19 protein-coding genes are annotated in these 20,088 nt (G+C 50.1%); 16 read left to right on the top strand and 3 right to left on the bottom strand.

Features of this window, described 5'->3' with window-relative positions; translation table 11 throughout:
• Window positions 1-79: 79 nt before the first annotated feature.
• On the top strand, window positions 80-1,705 hold the full coding sequence (locus GSQ62_RS20210; RefSeq protein ID WP_161891178.1) for an ABC-F family ATP-binding cassette domain-containing protein: 1,626 nt from the start codon (window positions 80-82) through the stop codon (window positions 1,703-1,705).
• A gap of 32 nt (window positions 1,706-1,737) precedes the next feature.
• On the top strand, window positions 1,738-2,448 hold the full coding sequence (locus tag GSQ62_RS20205; protein ID WP_161891177.1) for a hypothetical protein: 711 nt from the start codon (window positions 1,738-1,740) through the stop codon (window positions 2,446-2,448).
• 77 nt (window positions 2,449-2,525) lie between these two features.
• Here the strand turns inward: GSQ62_RS20205 and GSQ62_RS20200 are convergent, their stop codons facing one another.
• Together GSQ62_RS20200 and GSQ62_RS20195 are read right to left on the bottom strand one after the other, a co-directional pair.
• Complete coding sequence (locus tag GSQ62_RS20200) at window positions 2,526-2,675, bottom strand: lmo0937 family membrane protein (protein WP_115566706.1); 150 nt, start codon at window positions 2,673-2,675, stop codon at window positions 2,526-2,528.
• Window positions 2,676-2,740: 65 nt separating this feature from the next.
• Window positions 2,741-2,893: a lmo0937 family membrane protein gene (locus tag GSQ62_RS20195; RefSeq protein WP_108212983.1), complete on the bottom strand. Its 153-nt coding sequence runs from the start codon at window positions 2,891-2,893 to the stop codon at window positions 2,741-2,743.
• A 385-nt stretch (window positions 2,894-3,278) separates the two neighbouring features.
• On the opposite strand from GSQ62_RS20195, the gene GSQ62_RS20190 reads away from it, so the two are divergent.
• Window positions 3,279-4,172, top strand: coding sequence for a 3-hydroxyacyl-CoA dehydrogenase family protein (locus GSQ62_RS20190; RefSeq protein ID WP_161891176.1), 894 nt, complete (start codon window positions 3,279-3,281; stop codon window positions 4,170-4,172).
• Between the two features lie 104 nt (window positions 4,173-4,276).
• Here GSQ62_RS20190 and GSQ62_RS20185 read toward each other — a convergent pair whose 3' ends face one another.
• Complete coding sequence (locus tag GSQ62_RS20185; RefSeq protein ID WP_161891175.1) at window positions 4,277-5,089, bottom strand: 2,3,4,5-tetrahydropyridine-2,6-dicarboxylate N-succinyltransferase; 813 nt, start codon at window positions 5,087-5,089, stop codon at window positions 4,277-4,279.
• A 52-nt stretch (window positions 5,090-5,141) separates the two neighbouring features.
• Here GSQ62_RS20185 and GSQ62_RS20180 point away from each other — a divergent pair, with 52 nt between their 5' ends.
• The 13 genes from GSQ62_RS20180 (at window position 5,142) to GSQ62_RS20120 (ending at window position 19,945) form a co-directional block, all read left to right on the top strand.
• Entirely contained in the window at window positions 5,142-6,275 is a 1,134-nt protein-coding gene (locus GSQ62_RS20180; RefSeq protein WP_161891174.1) for a glycosyltransferase family protein, read from the top strand.
• A gap of 77 nt (window positions 6,276-6,352) precedes the next feature.
• Window positions 6,353-7,351, top strand: coding sequence for a 3-oxoacyl-ACP synthase III family protein (locus GSQ62_RS20175; RefSeq protein ID WP_161891173.1), 999 nt, complete (start codon window positions 6,353-6,355; stop codon window positions 7,349-7,351).
• Between the two features lie 160 nt (window positions 7,352-7,511).
• Entirely contained in the window at window positions 7,512-8,168 is a 657-nt protein-coding gene (locus GSQ62_RS20170) for a metal-dependent transcriptional regulator (protein ID WP_161891172.1), read from the top strand.
• A gap of 291 nt (window positions 8,169-8,459) precedes the next feature.
• The gene (locus tag GSQ62_RS20165; protein ID WP_161891171.1) at window positions 8,460-10,337 is read left to right on the top strand and encodes an Nramp family divalent metal transporter; all 1,878 of its coding nucleotides are present in this window, start codon (window positions 8,460-8,462) and stop codon (window positions 10,335-10,337) included.
• A gap of 497 nt (window positions 10,338-10,834) precedes the next feature.
• Window positions 10,835-11,419 carry a thioredoxin family protein gene (locus GSQ62_RS20160; RefSeq protein WP_161891170.1) on the top strand — a complete coding sequence of 195 codons (585 nt, stop codon included), beginning with the start codon at window positions 10,835-10,837 and terminating at the stop codon, window positions 11,417-11,419.
• A 162-nt stretch (window positions 11,420-11,581) separates the two neighbouring features.
• Entirely contained in the window at window positions 11,582-12,961 is a 1,380-nt protein-coding gene (gene mnmE, locus GSQ62_RS20155; RefSeq protein ID WP_161891169.1) for a tRNA uridine-5-carboxymethylaminomethyl(34) synthesis GTPase MnmE, read from the top strand.
• A 242-nt stretch (window positions 12,962-13,203) separates the two neighbouring features.
• Complete coding sequence (locus tag GSQ62_RS20150) at window positions 13,204-13,791, top strand: helix-turn-helix domain-containing protein (protein WP_161891168.1); 588 nt, start codon at window positions 13,204-13,206, stop codon at window positions 13,789-13,791.
• Window positions 13,778-14,899, top strand: coding sequence for a site-specific integrase (locus GSQ62_RS20145; protein WP_161891167.1), 1,122 nt, complete (start codon window positions 13,778-13,780; stop codon window positions 14,897-14,899). Before GSQ62_RS20150 ends, GSQ62_RS20145 begins: the two co-directional genes overlap by 14 nt.
• 8 nt (window positions 14,900-14,907) lie before the next feature.
• The gene (locus GSQ62_RS20140) at window positions 14,908-15,762 is read left to right on the top strand and encodes a hypothetical protein (protein WP_161891166.1); all 855 of its coding nucleotides are present in this window, start codon (window positions 14,908-14,910) and stop codon (window positions 15,760-15,762) included.
• A 91-nt stretch (window positions 15,763-15,853) separates the two neighbouring features.
• Window positions 15,854-16,198, top strand: a complete 345-nt coding sequence (locus tag GSQ62_RS20135) for a helix-turn-helix domain-containing protein (protein WP_161891165.1) — start codon at window positions 15,854-15,856, stop codon at window positions 16,196-16,198.
• 173 nt (window positions 16,199-16,371) lie between these two features.
• Window positions 16,372-17,940 (top strand): hypothetical protein, encoded by a 1,569-nt coding sequence (locus GSQ62_RS20130; protein ID WP_161891164.1) that lies wholly within the window; start codon window positions 16,372-16,374, stop codon window positions 17,938-17,940.
• Window positions 17,941-18,065: 125 nt separating this feature from the next.
• Window positions 18,066-18,917, top strand: coding sequence for a DUF6371 domain-containing protein (locus GSQ62_RS20125; protein WP_161891163.1), 852 nt, complete (start codon window positions 18,066-18,068; stop codon window positions 18,915-18,917).
• Window positions 18,918-19,075: 158 nt separating this feature from the next.
• Window positions 19,076-19,945, top strand: a complete 870-nt coding sequence (locus GSQ62_RS20120) for a class I SAM-dependent DNA methyltransferase (RefSeq protein ID WP_237586849.1) — start codon at window positions 19,076-19,078, stop codon at window positions 19,943-19,945.
• The last annotated feature ends 143 nt before the right edge of the window (window positions 19,946-20,088 follow it).

Genomic DNA, 20,088 nt, shown 5'->3' with positions numbered 1-20,088 from the left:
CAGCCAGTAAACGCAAAAGCACGTTATAATTTCGTATCTTTGCGGCCATACCAGTTTTCATATTTCATTTCAATTTTCTATGATCAGCACGAACAATGTCAGCCTGTCGTATGGCAAGCGCACATTATTTGAAGACGTTACCATAAAGTTTGTTCCCGGCAACTGCTACGGCCTCATCGGGGCCAACGGCGCCGGGAAGTCCACTTTCCTGAAGATACTCTCCGGCGAGATTGACCCCAATACGGGCACCGTGGATATTCCGGCCACTGCGCGCCTCGCTATCCTGAAGCAGAACCACTTCGAGTTCGATGAGTTCCCGGCCCTGCAGACCGTGATTATGGGCCACAAGCGCCTGTACGAGATCATGCAGGAGAAAGACGCCATCTACGCAAAACCTGATTTCTCGGAGGCGGACGGCCTGCGCGCCGCCGAGCTGGAAGGCGAGTTTGCCGACCTCGAGGGCTGGAACGCGGAATATGAGGCGGCCGAGTTGCTGAGCGGCCTCGGCATCAGCGAGTCGCTGCACTACTCCCAGATGAAGGACCTGAGCGGAAGCGAGAAAGTGCGGGTGCTGCTGGCGCAGGCCCTGTTCGGCAACCCCGACATCCTGCTGCTCGACGAGCCGACCAACCACCTCGACGCCGAGTCTATTATGTGGCTGGAGAACTTCCTGGACAATTTCCAGAACACGGTGATTGTGGTTTCCCACGACCGCCACTTCCTCGATGCTGTCTGCACGCACGTGGCAGACATTGATTTTGGAAAGATTAAGATGTTTGCCGGTAACTACAGCTTCTGGTACGAGTCCAGCCAGCTGGCCCTAAAGCAGCGCTCCGACGCGAACAAGAAGACAGAAGACAAACGCAAGGAACTGGAGGAGTTTATCCGCCGCTTCAGCGCAAACGCCTCCAAATCGAAACAGGCGACCTCCCGCGCTAAGCTGCTGGAGAAACTGACGGTGGATGACATTCAGCCCTCCTCCCGCAAGTACCCCTATATAGCCTTTAAGCCGGAGCGCGAGGCAGGCAACCAGTTGCTGCACGTGGAGAACCTAAGCAAGGCGGTGGACGGTGTCACCATTTTCCAGGATGTGAACCTGATGGTGAACAAAGGAGACAAGATAGCGGTAATTGGCCGCAACGACCTAGCCGCCTCCACTTTTTTCAGGGTGGTGATGGACGAGCTGAAGCCGGACACCGGGAGCTACAAGTGGGGCACCACCATCACGGCCTCCTTCTTCCCGAAAGACAATGCCGAATTTTTTGACACGAACCTGAACCTGGTGGATTGGCTACGCCAATTCTCTGCGGAGAAAGACGAGAGCTTTATCCGGGGTTTCCTGGGCCGCATGCTGTTCACAGGAGAAGAGTCGCTGAAGAGCGCCAGCGTGCTGTCTGGTGGTGAGAAGGTGCGCTGCATGTTCTCCCGGATGATGCTGCAGTCGGGCAACGTGCTGCTGTTTGACGAGCCGACCAACCACCTGGACCTGGAATCGATCACGGCCCTGAACAACGCCCTGCGGGACTTTGACGGCACCATCCTGTTCTCGTCCCATGACCTGCAGTTTGTGGACACCATCGCCAACCGCATCCTGGAACTGACACCGAACGGCATCATCGACAAGCGCATGACCTACGAGGAGTACCTGTCGGACGACTATATCCGGGAGCAGCGCAAGAAGATGTACGCCACCGAAATGGTCTAACCTATATATAACCGCTTGTAACCGCTAACCCTATGCGTAAGCTTCCGCTTTATTTATATACCATTTTGTGCTCCTTCTCCTTCCTGCTGCTAACGGCTTCTGCCGCGCAGGCCCAGGACCAGGACAGCACCCAGCAGCAGAAACAAGAGCTGCCCACTGGTCCCCCCATGCCAACAGAACGCCCACAGCCCCGGCAAAGGCCAACGCAGCAGCGAGAACCCGCCCCATCTTTCCCTGCGTCGGAAACAGCGCAACAGGAGGAGCCGGAGGCGCCCTTGCGCCACATCGACCGGATGTACTTTGGCGGCAGTTTCGGGTTGCAGTTTGGCACGTACACCAACATCTCGCTGCTCCCCATCATCGGGTACAAAGTAACGGAGAAACTGCGTGTGGGGGCCGGGGCTGTTTACCATTACATCGGCTACCGGGGCAACTCCTACAGCAGCTACGGCGCCCGCGCTTTTACGCAGATGGAGTTCTTTAACATTGGCGAAGGCGCTGTGCTGGGGCACGCCGAGGTAGAGTTTCTTAACACCCGCTACGAAGACACTTACGGCTACATCGGGGACGAGCGCACCCTGCTGACGCTGCCATTGGTAGGCGTCGGCTACCGGCAGCACATCAGCGAGAAGGCATCGCTCGACATGCTCCTGCTCTACAATGTGAACAACAGGGTGAGCGGAAACCCCTACAGCAACCCGGTGTTCAGGGTGGGTTTCAATATTCCGTTTACCAATAGGTAGCGGCCACCGCCAAATACGTAAAAAGAAGCGGCTGCCGGAAATCCGGCAGCCGCTTCTTTTTACGTATTTGGTTAGTTTTATCCTCGTATGAGACGTAACAGCACAACGATAATGGCGATCACAAGCAGAATGTGAATCAGACCGCCCACGGCATCAGGGAATCCGAGGAAACCGATCAGCCAGATAATGACGAGAACGACAGCTATAATATACAATAAATTTCCCATAGTTTTAGTTGTTTAGTATGTTGGTTTTAAATTCTGAGTTGTCATACGCAAACTGGTTGCCGAAGTTAAGCGCTCCGGATAAGGCGCAGCAAAACGGCAATCACAGCCAGCACCAGCAGCACATGGATAATTCCGCCCACGGCATCCGGGAATCCCAGGAAGCCGATCAGCCAGAAAATCACCAGCACCACCGCTATTATATAAAGTAAATTTCCCATAGTTTTTGTCTTTAACACCTTTTTGCAGGGCAGCTGCTTTTATGCTTTAAACTGCCTCCATTGTTGTATTTTTCGTTAATTACTGCTTTTTACGGCACCTATATATAAAAGATTTATATTTAGCTGTAAGTTTATATATAGGCATACCCGCAAGCGGTGCGCCGGACGAATCGTGTTATTCTTTTATGACTGATGCATAGGCATATATAAAACTTTAAAAATAAGAAGGCGGCAGGGCAATAAAAGAAATTTTTATATATAAACACCCAGTACCGGCTTAGCCCCAGGATATGGCCTGATGATATATTTTGAGGAAGCCCTCCGCCGCGCCCGCAGATGAGGCGCAAATCCGTTAGTTTTGTAGTGTTAACTCAACCTCAGCCATATGAAAAAAATAGCGGTTATCGGCTCCGGCACCATGGGCAACGGCATCGCGCATGTGTTTGCGCAGCACGGCTTTTCCGTTTCGCTCATTGATGTATCAGAAGAGGCGTTGCAGCGGGCCATGGGCACCATCACCAAAAACCTGGACCGTATGTTATCTAAGGGGAGCCTGACGGAGGAGCAGAAGGAGCACACACTCCGGAACATCGCCACGTACACCAGTCTGCCGGAGGGGGTGCGGGACGCGGACCTGGTGGTGGAGGCCGCCACGGAGAACGTGGACCTGAAACTGCAGATTTTCCGAGACCTGGGCAGCCACACAAAGCCCGAAGCCATCCTGGCCTCCAACACCTCCTCCATCTCCATCACCAAAATCGCCGCCGTGACCGACCGGCCTGACAAAGTGATCGGCATGCACTTTATGAACCCCGTGCCGGTGATGAAGCTGGTGGAGGTGATCCGGGGCTACTCCACCTCTGATGAAGTGACGAGCCAGATAATGGAACTGTCGAAACAGCTGGGCAAAGTGCCCGCTCTGGCCAATGATTATCCCGGCTTCGTGGCGAACCGCATCCTGATGCCCATGATCAACGAGGCTATATATAGTTTATTCGAGGGCGTGGCGGGCGTGGAGGAAATAGACACGATCATGAAGCTGGGCATGGCGCACCCGATGGGGCCGCTGCAACTGGCTGATTTTATAGGGCTCGACGTGTGCCTCTCCATCCTGCAGGTGCTGCACGACGGCTTCGGCAACCCGAAGTACGCGCCCTGCCCGCTGCTGGTGAACATGGTGCAGGCAGGCCACAAAGGCATCAAGTCCGGGCAAGGCTTCTACTCCTGGTCGCACGGCACCAAAGAACTCATCGTAGCCGAACGGTTCAGAAAACATTGATCATTTATCTTTTATCAATTAACACGGAGCAATCCTATATATAAAATGCCTCTGCCGAACGAACGGCAGAGGCATTTTATATATCCAAAAAACGATAAACGAACCTACACCGCCACCGCGTGGTCGCGGAGCACGTCATTCAGAGAGGTTTTCAGATCGGTAGATTCCTTGCGCTGCCCGATGATGAGGGCACAGGGCACCTGGAACTCGCCCGCCGGGAATTTTTTGGTGTAGGAACCTGGTATAACGACGGAGCGCGGCGGCACGTAGCCTTTGTATATCTTCTCCTCGCTGCCGGTCACGTCAAATATCTTGGAGCTGCCCGTGATCGTCACGCCTGCGCCAATCACCGCCTCCCGGCCGATGCGGCAGCCTTCCACGAGAATGCTCCTGGAGCCAATAAAAGCGCCGTCTTCGATGATGACGGGCGCTGCCTGCACCGGCTCCAGCACGCCACCCAATCCTACGCCGCCGCTCAGATGCACATTCTTGCCTACCTGCGCACAGCTTCCCACTGTCGCCCAGGTGTCTACCATGGTACCGGAGTCTACATAGGCGCCAATGTTCACGTAAGAAGGCATCATCACCACGCCCCTGTTCAGGAAAGCGCCGTAGCGCGCTATGGCGTGTGGCACCACGCGCACACCCAGTTGCTCGTAGTTGCGCTTCAGCGCTATCTTGTCATGAAACTCAAAAGGCCCCACCTCAATCGTCTGCATCGACTGGATGGGGAAGTACAGCAGCACGGCTTTTTTCACCCACTCGTTCACCTGCCACTCGTCTCCGTTTGGCTCTGCCACGCGCAGCTCGCCCTTGTCCAGCTCCTCTATCACGGTGCGGATGGCCTCCACTGTGTTGCTCTCTTTCAATAATTCCCGGTTGTCCCAGGCCTGCTCTATTATTTGTCTAAGTTCCATGTCTATATATAAGTCGGTTAAAATTGAAGCCCAAAAGTATTAAATTTATGCGATGTCTGAAAAGAGAATCCTGATTGCTTCGCTGCTGAAACCCATAAACGACACGCGCATGTATGAAAAACTGGGTTTGTCGCTGGGCGGGCTGCCACAGGCGCAGGTGCATATAGCCGGGTATGATGCCCCCGCCCCGACCGATGCCCCACCCAACATCGCCTTCCACCCCATCTTCCAGTTCAGCCGGTTAAGCGTGGGCCGCGCCGCCGCACAGATAATTTATTACAGGCTTTTGTTGGAGCTGAGGCCCCACCTGCTCATCGTCTGCACCCACGAACTGCTGCCGGCCAGCTACCTTTACAGCCGCCGTAACCCTTGCCTGCTTATCTATGACGTGCAGGAAAACTACACCCTCAACCTGACCTCTCAGGGCAACTACCCACCCCTGCTCCGAAAACTGCTGGCCTGGGGTGTGGGCGGGATAGAAAAAAGCCTGGCGCGGCACATCGCGCATTTCTTTGTGGCAGAGCGCAGCTATATACAGGAGCTGCCGTTCCTGGGCCGCTACACGCTCCTCGAGAACAAGCACAAACCCGCTGCAGGATACAGAAAACCCGAAACGCCCGTGCAATTGCAACACACGCCGCTGCGCCTCCTTTACTCCGGCACCATCGCCCGCCTCTACGGTATTTTCGAGGCCATTGCCCTGGCGGAGAAGCTGCACCAACTCGAACCGCAGACCACGCTCACCATCATCGGCTACAGCCCCGACAACACCCTATACAAAGAAGTGCTGCAACAGGTGCAGGCGCGCCCCTATATATGCCTGATTGGCGGAAACAGCCTCGTGCCGCACCAGCGTATCGTGCAGGCTATTGCAGAATGCAATATAGGGCTGCTGCCCTACCGGCCCCACACAAGCACCTTCCGCTGCATCCCCACCAAGCTCTTCGAATACGCCGCCCATGCGCTGCCCATGGTGGTGCAGCACAACCCGCTGTGGCACGACTTCCTGCAAGGGCAGCAGGCAGGCCTTTCCATTGATTTCGCTACAACGGACGCCGCCGCTTTGCTGCGGCAAATCAGAGGGGGCCGATTTTATGAACCCGGTGTGCCCTCCGGCGTATTTTGGGATAGCGAGGAGCGGAAACTGCTGGCAGTGGCGGGAGAACTCTTGTCCCGCAGGATCTGAAAAATGAATTTTTATTTTTTAGATTTATCTAAATTTAGAATTAAAGCTGTATATTTATCACATTAAAGACAAGCTATATGCGTAACGCTAAAATTGCAGGTGTAGGCCATTACGTGCCGGAGCAGGTGGTCACAAACAAGGATCTGGAGAAGATAATGGACACCTCCGATGAGTGGATCCGGGAGCGGACGGGCATTGTAGAGCGCCGCTACTTCCAGGAAGGCATAGACACGACGGCCAATATGGGCGCAGAGGCAGCCAGAAGAGCCTTGAAAAAAGCAGGGCTGGAGGCAAAAGACATCGATATGATCATCTTCGCCACGCTGAGCCCGGATTATGTGTTCCCGGGCTCGGGAGTGCTGTTGCAGCGGGAGCTGGGGCTGAAGGAGATACCCGCGCTGGATGTGCGCAACCAGTGCTCCGGTTTTATATATGCCCTGTCGGTGGGGGATCAGTTCGTGAAGACCGGCATGTACGACAACGTGCTGGTGGTAGGCTCGGAGATTCACTCCAGCGGCCTCGATTTCTCCACCCGCGGCCGCGGGGTGTCGGTGATCTTCGGCGACGGGGCCGGGGCTGCCGTACTCACGCCCTCGGAAAACAGTGACCGGGGCATCCTGTCGACGCACCTGCACGCCGACGGCGAGTTTGCCGAAGAGCTGGCCGTGCTGGACCCCGGCTCCAACAAAAAGGCCCGCCTCACGCACGAGATGATCGACAGCGGCCAGATTTATCCCTATATGAACGGCAACATGGTGTTTAAGCATGCTGTTACCCGCTTCCCGGAGGTTATACAGGAGGCGTTGCAGCATAACGGCTACAAGCCCGAAGATATCGACATGCTGATTCCGCACCAGGCGAACCTGCGCATCACGTCCTATATACAGCAGAAGATGGGCCTGCCCGCCGAGCGCGTGTTCAGCAACATCCACAAATACGGCAACACCACCGCCGCCTCGGTGCCCATTGCCCTGAGCGAGGCGCTGGAAGAAGGCCGAATCAAAGAGGGCGACCTGGTTTGCCTCGCGGCATTCGGAAGCGGCTTCACCTGGGCCTCCGCCCTTATCAGGTGGTAATGTAATTTTGAATGAGTGGTTGAGTGAATGGGTGAATGGGTCCTACAAAAGACTAAAACAGCGGTTGCATCCTCCGTTATAGATGATGCATTCAGCTATTCACAAGTCAGTTATTCAAAATTAATATTCACTCAATCACTCATTGAAAATTTAAAAGCACGTGCACAGCTTTACAGAGGAAAATTACATCAAGACCATCTTCAAACTGTCGTCCAACGGGACGCAGGAAGTGAACACCAACGCCATTGCCGAGGCGCTGGACACCAAGGCGGCCTCTGTGACGGATATGCTCCGGAAGCTGAGCACAAAAAAGCTGGTGCATTATATAAAGTACCGGGGCGTGTCGCTGACGGAGGAGGGAAACCGGGTGGCGCTGCAGGTGGTGCGCAGGCACCGGCTCTGGGAGGTGTTCCTGGTGGAGAAACTGAAGTTCAGCTGGGACGAGGTACACGAGGTGGCCGAGGAACTGGAGCACGTGAGTTCGGCCCTGCTCACCCGGCGCCTCGACGAGTTCCTGGGCCACCCGCAGTTCGACCCGCACGGAGACCCTATCCCTTCCGAAAACGGCGAGATGAAGCTGAAAAAGCAACGGCTGCTGGCAGAGATGACCGTGGACGAGGCCGGTGTGGTGGTGGGCGTAAACGACTCGCAGCCGCTGTTCCTGCAGTACCTCGACAAGATGTGCATTTCGCTGGGCACCCGGATCAAGGTATTAGACCATTTTGCCTATGATAACTCGATGGAGATAAGCCTGGAGGACGAGCGGCAGTTGCTGGTATCAAGCGAAGTGTCCCGGAACATCTTTATATCGGCGTAGCATGGTGGCTGCGTGTTTCTGCCTGCTGTCCATATGCCTTCCCCTCCCACCATCCATATATAGCTTGTGCTCCCGGATGATCCGATAAAGCTTTGCGGGAGGCTCTTTTAATTTTGAATGAGTGAGTGAGTGAATGAGTGAATATTGAATAACTGACTTCTGAATAACTGAATGCACCATATATAACAGAGGAGACAACAGCTATATACCAGTCCTTAGCCAAGCCCATTCATTCATTCACTCATTCACTCATTCACTCATTCAAAATTACTGCAATAGCATGCACCCTATATGTTAAAACAGGAAGCTACAAAATCTTTGGAGGAGGTCCACTCCTCCGTGGACACGACCAACCGCACCGGTTTCTGGAGGAAGCTTTTTTCCTTTCTTGGCCCGGCCTACCTCGTGAGCGTAGGCTATATGGACCCCGGCAACTGGGCCACCGACATTGCGGGCGGCAGCCAGTTTGGCTATAAGCTGCTCTGGGTGCTGCTGATGTCGAACATCATGGCGATTCTGCTGCAGAGCCTGAGCGCGCGCCTCGGCGTGGTGCGGGGCAAAGATTTGGCCCAGGCCTCCCGCGAGTCATACCCGAAGTTCATCAACATCCCGCTTTACATTCTGGCGGAGATCGCCATCGCCGCCTGCGACCTGGCGGAAGTGCTGGGCATGGCCATTGGCCTGCAGTTGCTGTTCGGCATCCCGCTGCTTTGGGGCGTGTGCCTCACGGTGCTCGACACGTTCCTGCTGCTCTTCCTCATCAACAAAGGCATGCGCAAGATGGAGGCCTTCATCCTCGTGCTGGTCAGCATCATCGGCGGGGCCTTTGTGCTGGAGATGATTTTTGCGAAACCGGACATGGGCGAGCTGGTGTCGGGGCTTGTGCCTTCCATTCCCAACAGCGACGCCTTATATATAGCCATCGGCATTATTGGCGCCACCGTGATGCCGCACAACCTGTACCTGCACTCTTCGCTGGTGCAGAGCCGTAAGATCGAACGTACTCCTGCCGGCATCTGGAGTGCCATCAAATATAATTTCATCGATTCGGCGGTGGCCCTGAACCTGGCCCTTTTCGTGAATGCCGCCATCCTCATCCTGGCTGCCGCCGCCTTCTACAAAAACGGTTATTTCAACGTGGCCGAGATCAGCGACGCGCACCAGTTTCTGGAGCCCTTGCTGGGCACGAAGTGGGCGCCGGTGCTGTTTGCCGTTGCCCTGATTGCCGCTGGCCAAAGCTCCACCCTGACCGGCACGCTGGCCGGGCAGATTGTGATGGAAGGCTACCTGAACCTGCGCATCCAGCCCTGGCTGCGCCGCATGATCACGCGTCTGCTGGCGGTGGCACCGGCCCTGTTCGTTATCATCTACTTCGGCGAGGACCAGACAGGCGAACTGCTGGTGCTGAGCCAGGTAATCCTGAGCCTGCAGCTCGGCTTCGCCGTTATCCCGCTGATACACTTCGTCAGCAACAGGCAGCGCATGGGCGAGTTCGTAATCGGCCCGTGGCTGAAGACGGGTGCCTGGCTCATCGCCGCCACCATCGTCACGCTGAACGCAAAGCTGGTGTGGGACCAGGTGGCAGAATGGCTCACAGAAGTGGAGAACCCGCTGGTGATATGGCTGACGGTGGTACCGGTGGCCATAGCCTGTACCGCGCTGCTCCTGTATATCCTCCTGCAGCCTTTCATTTCGGGTGCGCGTGAAAGCCACGCCCTTCCAAAGCACTACCAGCCGGTGCAGTACAAGGGGGTGGAAAAGCCTTCTTACCGCCGCATCGCGGTGACGCTCGATTTCTCGGACGCAGACCAGCACGTGCTCCACAATGCCCTAACCATAGGTGCGCCGGGAGCAACGTTTCTGCTGATTCATGTGGTGGAAACGGCGGGCGCCCTGATGATGGGCCGCGATATCCGCGACTTCGAGACCAGCTCTGACCGGGATAACCTGGAACGCTACGCCAGCGACCTGCGCAGCAAAGGCTATCTGGTGCAGGCAGAGCTCGGCTTCGGCAACCCGAAACGCAAAATACCGGAGTTGGTGAAAGCCTTCGACGCTGACCTGCTAGTGATGGGCTCGCACGGCCACCGGATGGTAAAAGACCTCATCCTGGGCACCACCATCAACGCCGTCCGCCACGCCGTCCGTATTCCGGTGCTCATCATATGACGCAGCCCATATACCGGTTCCGGATATATATATAAGCCTGACAAGCATATGTCCGGCTCCGTTTAACGGCCAGCAGAAAAGCGGCATGAAAATGGATTTAACACCCGGAGAGTTTAACTTACGCCGGGGATATATCACCTGCTTGCTTATGTTCTTCATCCTGATATATCTTTGATTCCGTATGTCGCCTCCGCTGAACTTTACCGGTTAGGCTGGTTGTTGCGTTAGCAGCCTGTAGAAACAAGTGCCTATATAAAATGAACCTGCACCACCCGTCAAAGCATCCTATATCATAACTTAGTAAAAGGACACAGGTATCAAGGCACAAGACTTCTTATGCTATATATTGTTGATTTTCAGGTGACTTATATATGGTAATTTTAAGGATAGTGCAGGTTAATTTTGTCAGCGTACTTATTGAAAATCAGCGACAGCTATATATAAGTCTGGTATCCTGATACCTGTGCCCTTTTACTTATCATCAACTGAAACAGTCCATGCTACAGAAAAACCTCCCCGCCCTGCTGCTCTTATCGCTGCCCTTCGCCTATATAGGCCATCGCCCCATCACGGCCGTAGCCCCGGCAACTGTATCGGCATCCGCTCCGGTTCATTTAACCGCGGCGACGCTTCCTGCCGCTAAAATCCAGTGGCTCACCATAGAGCAGGCCGAAGAAAAGCTGAAGCAGGAGCCGCGCAAAGTGCTGGTAGATGTATATACCGATTGGTGCGGCTGGTGCAAAAAGATGGACAAGGACACCTTCACTGACCCGGAGGTGGTGGCGCATATCAACAGGAATTTCTACGCGGTGAAGCTGGATGCCGAGGGCGAAAAGCCGATTACCCTCAAAGGCCGGACCTTTGACTTCAAGCCCGATTACAGAGCGCATGAACTGGCGGTGGCGTTGCTGAACGGGCAGATGAGCTTCCCCACTACCGTTTTTCTGGACGAAGAGCTCAATATGCTGACGCCTGTGCCCGGCTACCTCGACGCGAAGAACATGTCGCAGATACTGAAATACTTTGGTGAAGATTATCACCTGAAAATGACATGGCCGGAGTTTGAGAAGCAGACGAAGTAAAAGCAATACGCATCTAAAGAGTGTTTAACCACCCCTTGCATCCCCAGGAGGGGCAGGGGTGGTTGGACCCGGTACCGCACAAAGCCAGACATCTCAGCTTCACTTCCGCTATCATATCCACTATTAAAACCGTAAATTTGCGGAAGCAAAAGCAGATTTACCTTGACTAATAAGTTCCACAATACCGATACCATCGTGGCTGTGGCCACCGCTCCCGGCGTGGGCGCCATCGCCGTTATCCGGCTATCCGGCCCGGAGGCCATTACCATCACCAACGCTGTTTTCAGGGGAAAGGATCTGACGAAGCAGCCCAGCCATTCCATCCACTTCGGCACCATCCGCGACGAAGAAAAGGTGCTGGATGAGGTATTGGTCTCACTTTTTGTGGCTCCTCACTCCTACACCAAAGAGAACGTGGTGGAAATCTCCTGCCACGGCTCCGACTTTATTGTGCAGCAAATCGTGAAACTGCTGCTGAAGCACGGTGCCCGGCTGGCCAATGCCGGGGAGTTCACCAAGCGCGCTTTCCTGAACGGGCAGTTTGACCTGGCCCAGGCCGAGGCCGTGGCCGATTTGATTGCCTCCGACTCCGCTCTCTCGCATGAGGTGGCGATGAAGCAGATGCGCGGTGGCTTTTCGCAGGAGATCAAGCGCCTGCGCGGCGAGCTGGTGCATTTTGCCTCCATGATAGAACTGGAGCTGGACTTCGGCGAAGAAGATGTGGAGTTTGCGGACCGCGACCAGTTGCGCCAGCTCATCAGCAATATCCAGCAGATCATCCGGGAGTTGCTGAAGTCGTTTGAACTGGGCAACGTGATCAAGAACGGCGTACCGACCGTAATTGTGGGCAAGCCGAATGCCGGCAAGTCCACGCTCCTGAACAAGCTGCTGAACGAGGAGAAAGCCATCGTGTCGGATGTGCCGGGCACCACGCGCGACTTCATCGAGGATGAAATCAACATCGGCGGCATCACCTTCCGCTTCATCGACACGGCCGGTCTCCGCGAAACCACCGACAAAGTGGAGGCCATGGGCGTGGAGCGCACCATGCAGAAACTCAGCCAGTCGTCGCTTATCATTTACCTGTTCGATATAACCGAAGTAACCGCTGCCGAAGTGCAGGAAGAACTGGACAGGCTCAACCCGAAGAAACTGCCGCTGGTGGCCGTCGCCAACAAGATAGACCGTGCCCCGGCCGGTAAAGTGGCTGCCTTTGAAAGCATAGCAGGCCTGGTCACCATTTCCGCCGCCGAAGGAGCCCACCTGGAGGACCTGAAGCAGGCGCTGGTAGAGAAAGTGAACTTGGGCAGGCTGAACACCCGGAGCCAGACCATCGTCACCAACCTCCGCCACGTCGACAGCCTGAACAAAACCTACGCAGCCCTCTACGACGTGCTGCAGGGCCTCGCCCTCGGCATCAGCAACGACCTGGTCGCCGCCGACATCCGCCGCGCCCTCTATAGCTTAGGTGAGATAACCGGGGAAATCACTACGGATGACCTGCTGGATAACATTTTCACAAAGTTTTGCATCGGGAAGTAAACAGTCACAATTAATACATATTAAATATACACTAAAAGCCTCTATAAATCTACTATAGAGGCTTTTTTAGTTCCACTAAGGGATATTTGGTAATGCTCGTTTAAGCATTCATTCTTACTATTTTTGTACCTCACTTGTACCTATATTTCATTTATTTGTACCTCAAATATTTTTAGGGAGAAATTTTGCAACATATAGCAACATGTAGCTACCTTTGGCAACATAAAGCTACAAACAGCAACATGAGTTCTAACATAAGAATAGAAAGAGTCTGCCAACAATGCGGTAACGACTTTATTGCTAAGACAACAGTAACACAATACTGCAGCGACAACTGTGCAAAACGGGCCTACAAAGCGAGGCAGAAAAAAACAAAGATCGAAGCAAGTAATGAACAGACCAAAGCTGTTAAACTGAAGCCACTTGTAGAACTGGGGGCAAAAGAGTTTTTGAGTATATCAGAAACTTGTCAGCTACTAGGCCTTAGCCGCTGGACTGTTTGGAGAGCTATAAAGGCAAATGAACTAACGGCTCTAAAAGTTGGAAGGCGAGCTATCTTGAAGCGCGCTAATCTTGATAAGCTTTTCGAGCAAAGTCAGCCTTTGGTAACTAACAAAATAAGGTCAGCCAGCGAACAAATCTCAATAGATGATTGCTACACCTTATCAGAGGTGCAAAACATTTACAATATTTCAGAAAAAGCCCTTCATGAGCTTATCAATCGAAACCAAATTCCTAAGCAGAAGAAAGGAATTTTTGCTTATGTACCCAAAATGGAGATTAACCGCATTCTAAACCCAACAGCAGCACTATCAAATGACAAAGGTTAAACTAAGAGGTAAACCGATATCGCAAGGCCGACAAACGCTGTACTTAGATTATTACCCTCCTATTTCCCATCCAGAAACAGGAAAGCTTACACGCCGTGAATTTCTAAGTCTTTACATTTATGACAAGCCAAAGGCCTCGCTTGATAAAGAGCATAACAAGGAGACAAAAGCTCTTGCAGAAAACATAAGAGCAAAACGTCAAATTGAGGTACAGAATGGCCAGTATGGGTTTCTTCACAAAAAGAAATTAAGCACACAGTTTATAGATTATTACAAAGAAGAGGCAAAAAAGCGAACTGGATCTAACAGCGACAATTGGAATAGCTCAATCTACTATATTGAGGAGTTCTTTAATGAGGGGTTAAAAATATCAGAACTTAATAGTAATCTCTGTAATGAGTACCGGAACTTTATTTTGACCGCTCCAAGTCAGCGTAGTAAAGAAAAGAAACCATTGTCGAGAAACTCAGCTGTTTCTTACTTCAACAAGTTCAAAGCAACCCTAAAGCAAGCTTACAAGGAGGGGTATTTGCAATCAGACTTAAATGTAAAAGTACAAAGTATCAAACCAGAAGAAACGCACCGGGAATATCTTACTTTAGAAGAGTTGCAAAGGCTTTATAACACAAAGTGTGAACTGCCAATTATGAAACGAGCTGCAATATTTTCAGCTTTAACTGGCTTAAGATTCTCTGATATTCAAAAGTTATTATGGTCTGAATTACAGCAAAGTAATGCGGAGGGATATTACATCCAGTTCAGGCAGCAAAAGACAAAGGGTGTAGAAGTGTTACCCATTCCTGAAAATGCCATGAAATTAACAGGTGAACGAGGCGAACCAACAGATCTTGTATTCAAAGGTTTAGAATATTCAGCATCTAACAATAATATTCTGAAGGACTGGATAAAGAAAGCTACCATAAACAAAAGCATCACATTCCATTGCTTTAGGCACACTTACGCCACTTTGCAATTATCACTAGGCACTGACATTTACACTGTTTCAAAGCTTCTAGGCCATAGAGAGCTGAAGACAACGCAGATCTATGCTAAAGTTGTGGATAAAGCAAAGAGAGAGGCAGCCAATAGAATAAGACTTGAACTATAGTATGCTTTATGTCCATAATATCAAATCCATTTGAGAAACTATTGCCACGCACTAAACCACTACCAACACCAATTCATCAAAGGGTTACGCGTGGTGCTTATGGAGAGCTAATATTTCAAGCTAAGCGCCTTGCTGATGGTAAGCTGGTTCCGATTTTAAATGAGGCTTATGAAGAACACTACAAAAGAACTGGTAGCTATACTATTCCATTCTTTGATAAATATGTTGAGGGTGTTTTAGAGGGAAGCAAATTTGATTTTATACCTTTCATTGACACTCCTGAAAACAGGAAAGAGCTCATCATAAATGAAGTAACTCAAGACATTTATTTATTCCCTACAGTTGAGTCTGAAGATAAGGAAGAGCATGACGCCTATCTCTCCGAATATATGTATTACTACGGCATGCAAGTTGGGAAGCTGTATAAAGCTTGGTGCATAGTTGTAAAGAACCCAGAATTTTTCCTTCCCGATTTTGTAGCACTAGATCAGCAAATTGCCTCAAAAGATGATGCGCTGAATGGTCCTGAAGTCAATAGAAAGTTTGAAGATCTGTTTTATGACAGCAGGTATATTGAAGCAAGTATAAACATCTTAAGGCAAATAGAGCCAGCGGCTATAGATGATAATAACTTCTATATCGGCAATTTAAAGGGGATTGTGATCGTATGGCAAGAGGAACTTGAAAGAGCTAATGTTATTAGATCATCACAAAGTACGGATCTCCTTACGAAACTTCTAAATGATAAATTCCAAGGGCTTAATATTGCGAAGAGCACCATTTATTCTACAAGTCTTCGTGCAAATGAATATAGGTCGGAGCTCAAAGGTTTGATTTTGGAAATGAAAGCTAGCATACTCTGACGACTCTGAAAACTCTATAATAGTCAGAGGTCAGAGTATTTTGGCTGATTTTTGCTTCAGTTTTGCATTATCTACTAACCTAAAAAGATACATGCATCACAACTTATCAAACATCGCTTTAACTCTTCTCACTATTCCTGATATTAGGAACATTCTAAGAGAAGAACTTAGTGCTTACTTCGGCAGTAACTCCTCGTTTTACCCACAATCTGAAAACGACCAACTGCTAAACATTGACGAAGCCGCTGCTTTTCTCGGTTTAAAAAAGGAAACTTTATATGGTAAAGTCCGACGCAGAGAAGTACCTGTAAATAAGCAGGGGAACAGGCTTTACTTCTCAAAAGCAGAATTGACTGAATGGGTGAAAGGTGGCCGCAAGCTGACTACTCAAGAACTTGATGTTAAAGCCAGCTCTTTCCGCAGACTTAAGAAGTAAGAGTTATGAAAGAATCACTAACTGAACTTCTTGTGCTGGATCAAATAATGCACATCATCTCTGCACGCGCAACTAAAGACTCTTGTATACTCCTATCCCTGATTTACCAAGATGCAATACAATGGCCAGGTTGGGCTATTATGTTTAAGTTTCACCTGTTATGCTGTTAGAACATGGAACTTAATATAACTCAATCTAACCGCACAAAAGGTTTATCCGAAGAGCGTCGGGCAAACAAGGTATTTATCAGCAAAAAGCTAAAAGAGGCAGTAAAGCAGCTATCCACACAAGAAGAGCCTAAAGATGGAATTTTCTGGGAAATAGGTCAAAAGGCTCCACACATCAAATTAAAGCAGTCCCTGTTCATTAATTTTCTGGAGATAAATGGTTTTCATAAGCTTTACCAGGATAAGCTAAAGCTATTTGTAAGAGTAGAAAATAACATCATAAAAGCTGTCACCATAGATCATATCAAGGATTTTGTACGAAATCATATTGAAAGCCTGCCACTATATCTGGATGAAGAAAACGGGGTAACACGCTATGACTTACTGGAGAAGGTATATAAGGCAGCTTCAACATATTTAAATGAGGCTAACTTGTCTTTTATAAAAGAGCTAAAGCCGAAATACCTGCGAGATACCAAGGATGAAGGTTATATCTTTTATAAAAACTGCTTTGTTAGAGTTACCAAAGATGCGGTTACCTATGCTGATTATAGCAATCTTCAGGGGCACATTTGGGAGAACCAACAAAAGGCGAGAAACTTCTTTTTAAATGAAGCCAACACTACTGGAGATTTTGGCCAGCTAGCCTTCAATATCTCTAACAAAGACACGAAGCGTTTTGAGTGTTTGCGCAGCGCCTTAGGCTACTTGCTCCACTCCCACAAGGATCAGGCTCAGACAAAAGCCATCATCTTCGTGGATGAGCAGATTTCGCAGAAAGGTGAAGCCAATGGCGGCACCTGCAAAAGTCTTATCGCTAAAGGAATAGAAAAAATGAAGAGTGTCTGGTACCGCGGCAAAGGCTACAACATTGATAAGTCCTTTGCTTACCAGGGTATAAATTTAGACACACAAATATGCCTGCTGGATGATGTGCAGGAAAATTTCAGTTTAGAGCACATATTCACCAACATAACAAATTCCCTAACGGTGGAAGGCAAGGGACAAGCAGCTTTTACCATTCCTTTTGAGGACTCTCCTAAATGGTTGATTACAACAAATTATGTGATTGGCGGCTATGGTAACAGCTATGACCGCAGAAGGCACATTGTAGAATTCTCTGACCATTACCTCAACAACCCCAAGCCCAAAGAAGAGTTTGGTAAGCCTTTGTTTGAGTGGGATGAAGAAGAGTGGAACCGCTTTGACAACTTCATGTTAAGTTGCCTACAGCTCTATTTAGAAAAAGGGCTACAGGAAGTACGTGTGAATTATGAAGAGAGAGCATTGCTACAAACTACTTCAGAAGAATTTGTTGCGTTCATGGACACCCAAGAATACAATGTGGAGCATGATGTAAACGCATTGAAGGAAAGGTTCTTATTCCAGAATGCTGACTTCTATGAAGACAAGGATTTTAACAAAAGAAAATTCCAAGGGTGGATCAGAACTTATACTAAACATAAAAAGATTCTGTGCCAAGGGGATGTTACTGCTCCTGGAAAGAAGACTGGCGGTAAAAACGCCCCTTTTGAACTGCGCAATGGATCAGCATACATTAAAATGCTTTATTAACACCCCATAACATTAACACAGATTTCTTGTCACTTGGTCACTGGACCGGCCCATCTACACTTATAAGTAGTGACGAAGTGACGGGGAAAATTAAATTAAAGTCCCCCTACACTAATATACATTATATGAAATTTGAGTTTGTTAAACCTGTACTTCGCTACAGGCTGGCACCGCTGTGCCCGTGCGGTCGCGGCAACCACGACGGCAAATTCGCTCCTTTCCTGATCAATGGGCAAGTTCACGACAAAAAAGGCTATTGCTTCAGCTGTGGCATTACCTTTCACCCGGACAAAAACACTAACGACTTTGGTGAAGCAGAATGGACTAAAATCCAGATTAAGCCTCAGCCAGAGCTAAAATTTGTAGATCCTATAAAAGTCGCATGTACGTTGAAGGGATATAACCATAACAACTTTGCTTTATGGCTGAAGGCTAAATTCCCAGATCAAGCTAAAGAGCTTTTAAGCTACTTCTCCATTGGAACCTGTCGGCAAGGTGGTACCCTGTTCTGGTATAAAGACAGTTCTGACAATTACAGGAAATTAAAGAGGATGTTCTATAATCCAGATGGCCATCGTGTGCAAATGAAGGAAGATAGCTATAAAGGCCAATGCTCTCCAATGCACTTAAAAAATGCCGAAGGGTATCTATACTGCATATATGGTGAGTTTCAACTACACCTTTATAAAGCGGATGTTCCAATTTTCTTAGTTGAAAGCGAGAAGACCGCAGTTGTTTGCTATGCTATGTTTCCGCAATATGTTTGGCTAGCCACTGGCGGTGCGAATAAGCTCACCAGAGACCAAGCAAAAGCACTAAAGCACAAACAAGTATATATAATCCCTGATATGCACCAACGAGGAAGAGCTGGTGCATTGAAGACCAAACAAATGCTAACTGATATCAATTGTAAAGCATCAATCTGTGATATAGACTCAACCGTAGAAACAGGCGAAGACATTGCAGATTATCTATAGCCTTGGTTCAGAAAACATCAAAGCAATAAAGGCCTTAAAGAAGCATAATTCTGTGAGGCTTTCTTTTTATAGCATATTTGAATATTTCTATATCATCTCCTCTACTCTTAGCTGTAATTTCATTACCTTACTCCTACGTACAAACACCAAGTACATACATGGCTAAAAACACTACCCCTGCCGCCAAACCCAGGGCGGACATCGATTTTGAAAACGAACTCTGGAACGCCGCCAACGAACTGCGCGGCGCGGTAGCCGAGAACCAGTACAAAGACTACGTGCTCTCGCTGCTGTTTGTGAAGCACCTCTCCGAGCGCTACGAACTGCGTAAGCAGGAACTGCAGCAATCCTTTTTAGATGACCCCGTAGAGACGCAATATTTTGCGTCTCTCTCCCCGGAAGAACAGCAACAGCAACTGGCCCTGGTGCTGGAAGACGAGCTGGAGTACCAGGTAAAGAACGTGTATCGCCTGCCGCGCGAAGCCACCTGGGAATACCTGCGCGAGAACGCTGAGCAGGACGACATCAAAGTGAAGGTGGACCAGGCCTTTGTGCTGCTCGACGAGCTGCTGGCCAAGCGCAACCCCGACTATAAAGGCGTGCTGGAGCCTATTTTCGTGAAAAGCCAGCTCTCCCCCACGCAGGTGGCGGGGCTCATCAACCTGTTCTCCAAAGAGAAGTTCTCCGAGATAAACAACCCGGAATCCGACATATATGGCCGCGTGTATGAGTACTACATCGGCAAGTTTGCCATGGCCGAAGGCTCCGGTGCGGGGCAGTTCTTTACGCCGGGCTCAGTGGTGCGTTTGCTCGTGGAGATGCTGGAGCCGCTCAAAGGCCGCATCATGGACCTGGCCTGCGGCTCGGGCGGTATGTTTGTGCAGAGCCTTAAGTTTCTGCAGGCGCACGGCGCGGACAAAAATGACATCTCCATTTACGGGCAGGAGCGCTACGAAGGCACGCTGCGCCTCTGCAAAATGAACCTGCTGCTGCGCAACCTCTCCTTCGAAGTGAAGTTGGTGAACTAACTTTTGGAGAACTACTTCCCTGATCTGAAGCTCAACTCTAATACACTCTTTATTCTTTGATATTTGTCTTTGATACCAATGGGCAGAAATTTCACTTTGACAATTATATCAGCAAATCTGTCATCACTTTGATAAAAAATTGA

Origin of the sequence: Pontibacter russatus, assembly GCF_009931655.1 — a bacterium.
Lineage (GTDB): Bacteria > Bacteroidota > Bacteroidia > Cytophagales > Hymenobacteraceae > Pontibacter > Pontibacter russatus.
This window is presented reverse-complemented; position numbering and strand designations above follow the sequence as displayed.

Bases quoted from the DNA above. Each gene is read 5' to 3' on its own strand.
- GSQ62_RS20210 (WP_161891178.1), top strand. From the start codon at position 80: ATGATCAGCACGAACAATGTCAGCCTGTCGTATGGCAAGCGCACATTA.
- GSQ62_RS20205 (WP_161891177.1), top strand. From the start codon at position 1,738: ATGCGTAAGCTTCCGCTTTATTTATATACCATTTTGTGCTCCTTCTCC.
- GSQ62_RS20200 (WP_115566706.1), bottom strand. From the start codon at position 2,675: ATGGGAAATTTATTGTATATTATAGCTGTCGTTCTCGTCATTATCTGG.
- GSQ62_RS20195 (WP_108212983.1), bottom strand. From the start codon at position 2,893: ATGGGAAATTTACTTTATATAATAGCGGTGGTGCTGGTGATTTTCTGG.
- GSQ62_RS20190 (WP_161891176.1), top strand. From the start codon at position 3,279: ATGAAAAAAATAGCGGTTATCGGCTCCGGCACCATGGGCAACGGCATC.
- GSQ62_RS20185 (WP_161891175.1), bottom strand. From the start codon at position 5,089: ATGGAACTTAGACAAATAATAGAGCAGGCCTGGGACAACCGGGAATTA.
- GSQ62_RS20180 (WP_161891174.1), top strand. From the start codon at position 5,142: ATGTCTGAAAAGAGAATCCTGATTGCTTCGCTGCTGAAACCCATAAAC.
- GSQ62_RS20175 (WP_161891173.1), top strand. From the start codon at position 6,353: ATGCGTAACGCTAAAATTGCAGGTGTAGGCCATTACGTGCCGGAGCAG.
- GSQ62_RS20165 (WP_161891171.1), top strand. From the start codon at position 8,460: ATGTTAAAACAGGAAGCTACAAAATCTTTGGAGGAGGTCCACTCCTCC.
- GSQ62_RS20160 (WP_161891170.1), top strand. From the start codon at position 10,835: ATGCTACAGAAAAACCTCCCCGCCCTGCTGCTCTTATCGCTGCCCTTC.
- GSQ62_RS20150 (WP_161891168.1), top strand. From the start codon at position 13,204: ATGAGTTCTAACATAAGAATAGAAAGAGTCTGCCAACAATGCGGTAAC.
- GSQ62_RS20145 (WP_161891167.1), top strand. From the start codon at position 13,778: ATGACAAAGGTTAAACTAAGAGGTAAACCGATATCGCAAGGCCGACAA.
- GSQ62_RS20140 (WP_161891166.1), top strand. From the start codon at position 14,908: ATGTCCATAATATCAAATCCATTTGAGAAACTATTGCCACGCACTAAA.
- GSQ62_RS20135 (WP_161891165.1), top strand. From the start codon at position 15,854: ATGCATCACAACTTATCAAACATCGCTTTAACTCTTCTCACTATTCCT.
- GSQ62_RS20130 (WP_161891164.1), top strand. From the start codon at position 16,372: ATGGAACTTAATATAACTCAATCTAACCGCACAAAAGGTTTATCCGAA.
- GSQ62_RS20125 (WP_161891163.1), top strand. From the start codon at position 18,066: ATGAAATTTGAGTTTGTTAAACCTGTACTTCGCTACAGGCTGGCACCG.
- GSQ62_RS20120 (WP_237586849.1), top strand. From the start codon at position 19,076: ATGGCTAAAAACACTACCCCTGCCGCCAAACCCAGGGCGGACATCGAT.